The sequence below is a fragment of the Flectobacillus sp. genome, assembly GCF_049240685.1.
In the GTDB taxonomy this organism is placed as follows: Bacteria; Bacteroidota; Bacteroidia; order Cytophagales; family Spirosomataceae; genus Flectobacillus.
In genome coordinates, this window is the sequence record NZ_JBMLSD010000036.1 from 1 (window position 1) to 5,222 (window position 5,222).

Annotated in this window: 4 protein-coding genes; 2 read left to right on the top strand and 2 right to left on the bottom strand. The window is 39.2% G+C overall.

Going from position 1 to position 5,222, the window contains the following annotated elements; genetic code table 11:
• Both uvrA and ACOVQ4_RS01765 read right to left on the bottom strand, forming a co-directional pair.
• Window positions 1–2,819: excinuclease ABC subunit UvrA (gene uvrA, locus ACOVQ4_RS01760; protein WP_421818947.1), on the bottom strand; the 2,819-nt coding region annotated here is incomplete at its 3' end.
• A 300-nt stretch (window positions 2,820–3,119) separates the two neighbouring features.
• Complete coding sequence (locus tag ACOVQ4_RS01765; protein ID WP_421818948.1) at window positions 3,120–3,626, bottom strand: phosphoribosyltransferase family protein; 507 nt, start codon at window positions 3,624–3,626, stop codon at window positions 3,120–3,122.
• Between the two features lie 214 nt (window positions 3,627–3,840).
• On the opposite strand from ACOVQ4_RS01765, the gene ACOVQ4_RS01770 reads away from it, so the two are divergent.
• Both ACOVQ4_RS01770 and ACOVQ4_RS01775 read left to right on the top strand, forming a co-directional pair.
• Window positions 3,841–4,245 carry a DUF4783 domain-containing protein gene (locus ACOVQ4_RS01770; RefSeq protein WP_095160795.1) on the top strand — a complete coding sequence of 135 codons (405 nt, stop codon included), beginning with the start codon at window positions 3,841–3,843 and terminating at the stop codon, window positions 4,243–4,245.
• Window positions 4,246–4,436: 191 nt separating this feature from the next.
• Complete coding sequence (locus ACOVQ4_RS01775) at window positions 4,437–4,988, top strand: YcxB family protein (RefSeq protein WP_205690772.1); 552 nt, start codon at window positions 4,437–4,439, stop codon at window positions 4,986–4,988.
• The last annotated feature ends 234 nt before the right edge of the window (window positions 4,989–5,222 follow it).

A 5,222-nucleotide genomic window follows, 5' to 3' on the forward strand; every position in this document is an offset into this window, starting at 1 on the left:
TCCTTCAAAAACTTAGCCGTAAAACTACCTTTCACCTTAGCTACTTGCTCAGGTGTACCTTCAGCGATGATTTGTCCACCGTTGCGACCACCGTCTGGACCCAAGTCTATCACATGGTCGGATACTTTGATGACATCCAAATTATGCTCGATAATCAACACGGTATTTCCTTTATCTACAAGCTTTTGTAAAACTTCCATCAAAGCTTTAATATCTTGAAAATGAAGACCAGTCGTTGGTTCGTCGAGGATATAAATGGTTTTACCTGTATCTCTTTTCGAAAGTTCTTCCGCTAGTTTTACGCGTTGGGCTTCGCCACCCGAAAGGGTTGTTGCTTGCTGACCTAGCGTCAAATAGCCCAAGCCAACCTCATGTAAGGTCTGAACTTTACGTTGAATTTTAGGTTGATTTTCGAAAAAGCTTACCGCCTGTTCTACCGTCATATCCAACACATCGGCAATGGATTTTCCTTTAAATCGCACTTCTAATGTTTCTCTGTTAAAGCGTTTGCCTTTACATGTTTCGCAAGCGATATGTACATCAGGTAAAAACTCCATTTCGATTTTTTTCATTCCTGCGCCTTCACAATCCTCGCAACGACCGCCTTTTACGTTAAAGCTAAAACGTCCAGCTTTGTAACCACGAATTTTGGATTCTGGCAATTCGCAGAAAAGCGTTCGAATATCCGAAAACATTCCTGTGTAAGTAGCAGGGTTGGAGCGTGGCGTGCGACCAATCGGCGACTGATCCACTTCAATTACTTTATCCAAAAACTCCAAACCTTCCACAGCCTTAAATGGCATAGGTTCGCGTTTGCTATTAAAGAAATGGCGATTGAGAATCGGGAAAAGCGTTTCGTGAATCAAGGTAGATTTTCCCGAACCACTTACCCCAGAAATCGCAATCATCTTGCCCAAAGGAAGCTTTAGCGTAACATTTTTGAGGTTATTGCCATTAGCACCTTTGATCACTAAAGTATTGCCATTGCCTTTACGGCGTTGTTTGGGTACTTCAATATTGGTCTCGCCGCTTAAAAATTTAGCAGTAGTCGAGTTATTTTTCAAAAACTCCTCAGGTGTTCCCTGACCCACAATCGAACCTCCGTGACGACCAGCACCAGGGCCAATATCCACGATATAGTCCGATTCGAGCATCATATCTTTGTCGTGTTCTACAACCAAAATAGAGTTGCCCAAATCACGCAAATCTTTGAGCGCTTGAATCAATTTGACGTTGTCACGCTGGTGTAAACCAATACTTGGCTCGTCCATGATATACAAGACATTGGTCAACTGCGTACCAATTTGGGTTGCCAAACGAATACGCTGCGCCTCGCCACCCGAAAGCGTTCTAAGTGGGCGGTTGAGCGTAAGATATTCCAAGCCAATGCCCGTCAAGAAACCGATACGCTTGCGGATTTCTTTAAGAACCTCACGACCGATTACATTTTGGCGTTCAGACATACGCTCTTCGAGTCCTTCAAACCATTTGGCTAAGTCCGAAACATCTAGCTGTGCTAATTCTGCAATATTTTTATTATCTATTTTAAAGAAAAGTGCTTCTTTTTTCAGACGTGCTCCATTACAGTCTGGACAAATGCGAATCATCATAAAATCCTTGAGCCATTCTTGAATTTTATCCGAGCCACTTTCTTGTTGTCTTTTCAAGAAATTGATAATTCCCTCGTACTTGGTATTCCATTCTGTACCTTCATATTTTTTGGAAGGAACTGGAACAGGCTCGTCAGAACCATACAACATAATTTCGACAGCTTCTTTAGGGAATTTATCGAGCGGAGTAGTCAAACTTACTTTAAATGGTTTGAGTAAAACCTCTAATTGTTTGAAAATCCACATCTCACGGTACTCACCAATCGGCGCAATCGCCCCACGGCTAATACTGAGACTTTTATCAGGAAGGATAGCTTCTTCTGTGATTTCCTCAACAACTCCCAAACCTTGACAACAAGGACACCAGCCATAAGGAGAGTTGAACGAAAAGGTATTAGGCGCAGGTTCGTCGTAAGAAATCCCCGTTTTAGGATCCATCAAAAATTTAGAGAAATTACGCACTTCACCTTTTTCATCACGAATCATCATCAAGCCTTTTCCTTGGTTCAAGGCTGTTTGAACAGACTGTGAAAGACGGAAGCGGTCTTCTACTTTTACGACAATACGATCAATGACAATCTCGATATCGTGTATTTTAAAACGATCGAGCTGCATTTTTGGCTGAATATCCATCACCACGCCATCGACACGTACTTTGGTATAACCCAATTTGGCAATCTGCACAAAAAGCTCACGGTAATGTCCTTTACGACCTTTGACAATCGGAGCCAAAATGATTAGTTTCTGATTGTCATAATCATTGAGAATGACATCAATGATTTGATCGACCGACTGTTTAATCATTTTTTCGCCCGACAAATAACTAAATGCTTCTCCTGCGCGAGCATAGAACAAACGCATAAAGTCATAAATTTCGGTAACAGTACCTACGGTCGAGCGAGGGTTTTTGGAAGTGGTCTTTTGCTCAATCGAAATTACAGGCGAAAGCCCATTGATTTTGTCCACATTGGGGCGTTCCATACCGCCAATAAAGCTTCGGGCATAGGCCGAAAAACTTTCCATGTAACGACGCTGTCCTTCAGCATAAATGGTATCAAATGCTAACGAAGATTTCCCCGAACCACTGATGCCAGTAATAACGACAAGTTTGTTGCGAGGAATAGTGAGGTCAATATTCTTTAGGTTATGTTCTCTTGCTCCGAGCACTTCGATATGCTCATAGCCTGTGTTGTCTGTGAGGTTGGACATGAAATAAGGAATATAATTGAATGCAAAGGCAAAGGGATAATTCACCAAGCCATTAATGGAGTAACATCAATTGCCTTAGTAAAGTTACCAAAATTTGTGAAGGTTTTAGAAGAAAGCTTTTAATAGTGGAGAAGGGGCAAAGGCACAGAGGCACAAAGTGGAGAAAGGGGTATGCATAATTTAGTGATTGAGTGTTTGAGTGAGTTAGTGATTGATTTTAAGAAAAAAACCATTCTGTAGAGATGCAAACCCATACATCTCTACAAAATGGTTGAGTATTTCAATAATCACTCAATATCTCTAGCTCAAATAAACGCCAACTTCATCAGGGTTGTCTAGGATAACTTTTACGTGCTCGTTAATCGTTGTAGATAATTCGTACCCGATATAGTTGGCAGCAATTGGAAAGCGATGGTAGCCACGATCCACGATAACGGCTGTTTGAAGACGCTTCACATGCAAACGCAAAAATGGTGATAAGCCATAAGCGAAAGTACGACCCGTATTCAATACGTCGTCAACAACGACGATTGCCTTTTGTTCTAATAGGCTATCTTCACAGTCAAATGTGATACTTGGATTAGGTATTTCTTTGTCCATATCAATAAGTACCGCAATGGCTTTGATGGGAGAGATACTTCCAATCATTTCGGCAAGTAATTTGGCAAACGAATATCCTTGTCCTTTGATACCAGCAATGATAATTTCAGATTCTTCAAAATTGTTTTCATATATCTCAAACGCAATACGTTTGATTTTTTGAAGTACCTGTGTTTGGTTTAGTATTTGATTATCTGTTAGTTCCATGATACGAAGATATTAAAACTTTATTGACCTCTATAGCTCTTTCTAAGCAATTATAGAGACGATTCTGATTGCAAGTCGCAATATTAAGACTTGAAAGATAAATTTTTAGATAATTGGATAAATAATATTCAAAAAAAAATGCTTTCAGGAGGGCTGGCACAATTTGTGCGGAATCACTGTCATATAACTTCATCCAGTTATATTGACACACAACATGAAAATACTACTTTCATTTATTCTTACTTTAATATTTTGGACTTCGTGGGGCGGTGCTGACCCACAAAGTTTTGCGGTTGGAAAATTACTTACGTCACTCAAACAAGGTCAAGCAAGTGAGCTAGCTTCGATGTTTGACGAGAATGTGGATTTATTAATTGATGCTGAACAAATTGACTTTAGTGAGATTTCTCAAACGCACGCCGAAATCATTCTAAAGTCGTTCTTTAAACGTTGGCCACCACAAGACTTTCAGTTAGTTCATCAAGGTGCCAATTCTTTGTCTCAGTATTACAGAGGTCTGTACAAGACCAATCGGGGGAATTATGCGGTGTATATCCTGCTCAAAAGAAATCAGGATAGGTTTTTGGTCGAAAGTATTCAGTTTAGAAAAGAAAAGTAATCTTTTGGAAGGTGTTGGAGATGTAGAGGTTAGCGCAAATAACGTGGAGTGAATCCTCTCATAATGTAGATTTGTTAAGAAATATTGACAGCGTAGCAAGTGAAAATACTTAGCTACGCTTATTTTTTGTACATTTGCAGTCTGTTTGCGAACAATAGCATAATTTACAATAAAGCATAAAGAACAACGACATGGCAAAAGGATATGCACAGGGTCAGCAAAGACGAATGGTGCAAATGCCAGTAAATCCACTGGCTATCAAAACAAAAAAGTATGCGCTTGATAAAAACAAGTTTATTACTCTTAATATGAGCCAAATGGTCAAAAATCAATGGTATTGGGGTTTTGTACCACTTGGACTTATCGCTGTGAACGCGGTGCTCAATATTACAGGTATTTATCACAATTACTGGATTTATGTATTGACTCTTATTGGAGCGATTGGTTATGTTGCTTTCTGGGCAATTCAATTTACGGGTGTAACGCAGTTGGATCAATACAAACAACTTTTTGAAAAATATCGCTACGAAATTGATAGTCGTCAAATTTTGATGAAAATTACAGACGAGCAAGGTGGTGTTATCAAATGGGATATGATCAAAACTGCTAGAAAAGAAAAAGAAGCTTATGTGTTGGATTTGGGTCAATATCAGTTTATCTATTTGCCATTCAGCATTTTCTCAAACGATAACGATAAGAAATTGATGGATAAAATCTTAAGAGATAAAGGTTTTATTTCTTAGATAATCCCGAATTGAGTGATTGGTGATTGAGTACATGAGTGATTATGTTAAAATCAGTATTCTGTATAGACGCAATGCTTGCGTCTTTAGCCGAGTCAAAACCAACATTCTGGTATCAAAAAAGCGGTTGGAAAACAATTTCCGACCGCTTTTTTTGATGAACTTTCAATAAAAAATAATAGCATTTTCAAATCTCTCCAATCTTTAATTTTTCAAATCTCCAAATCTCCAAAT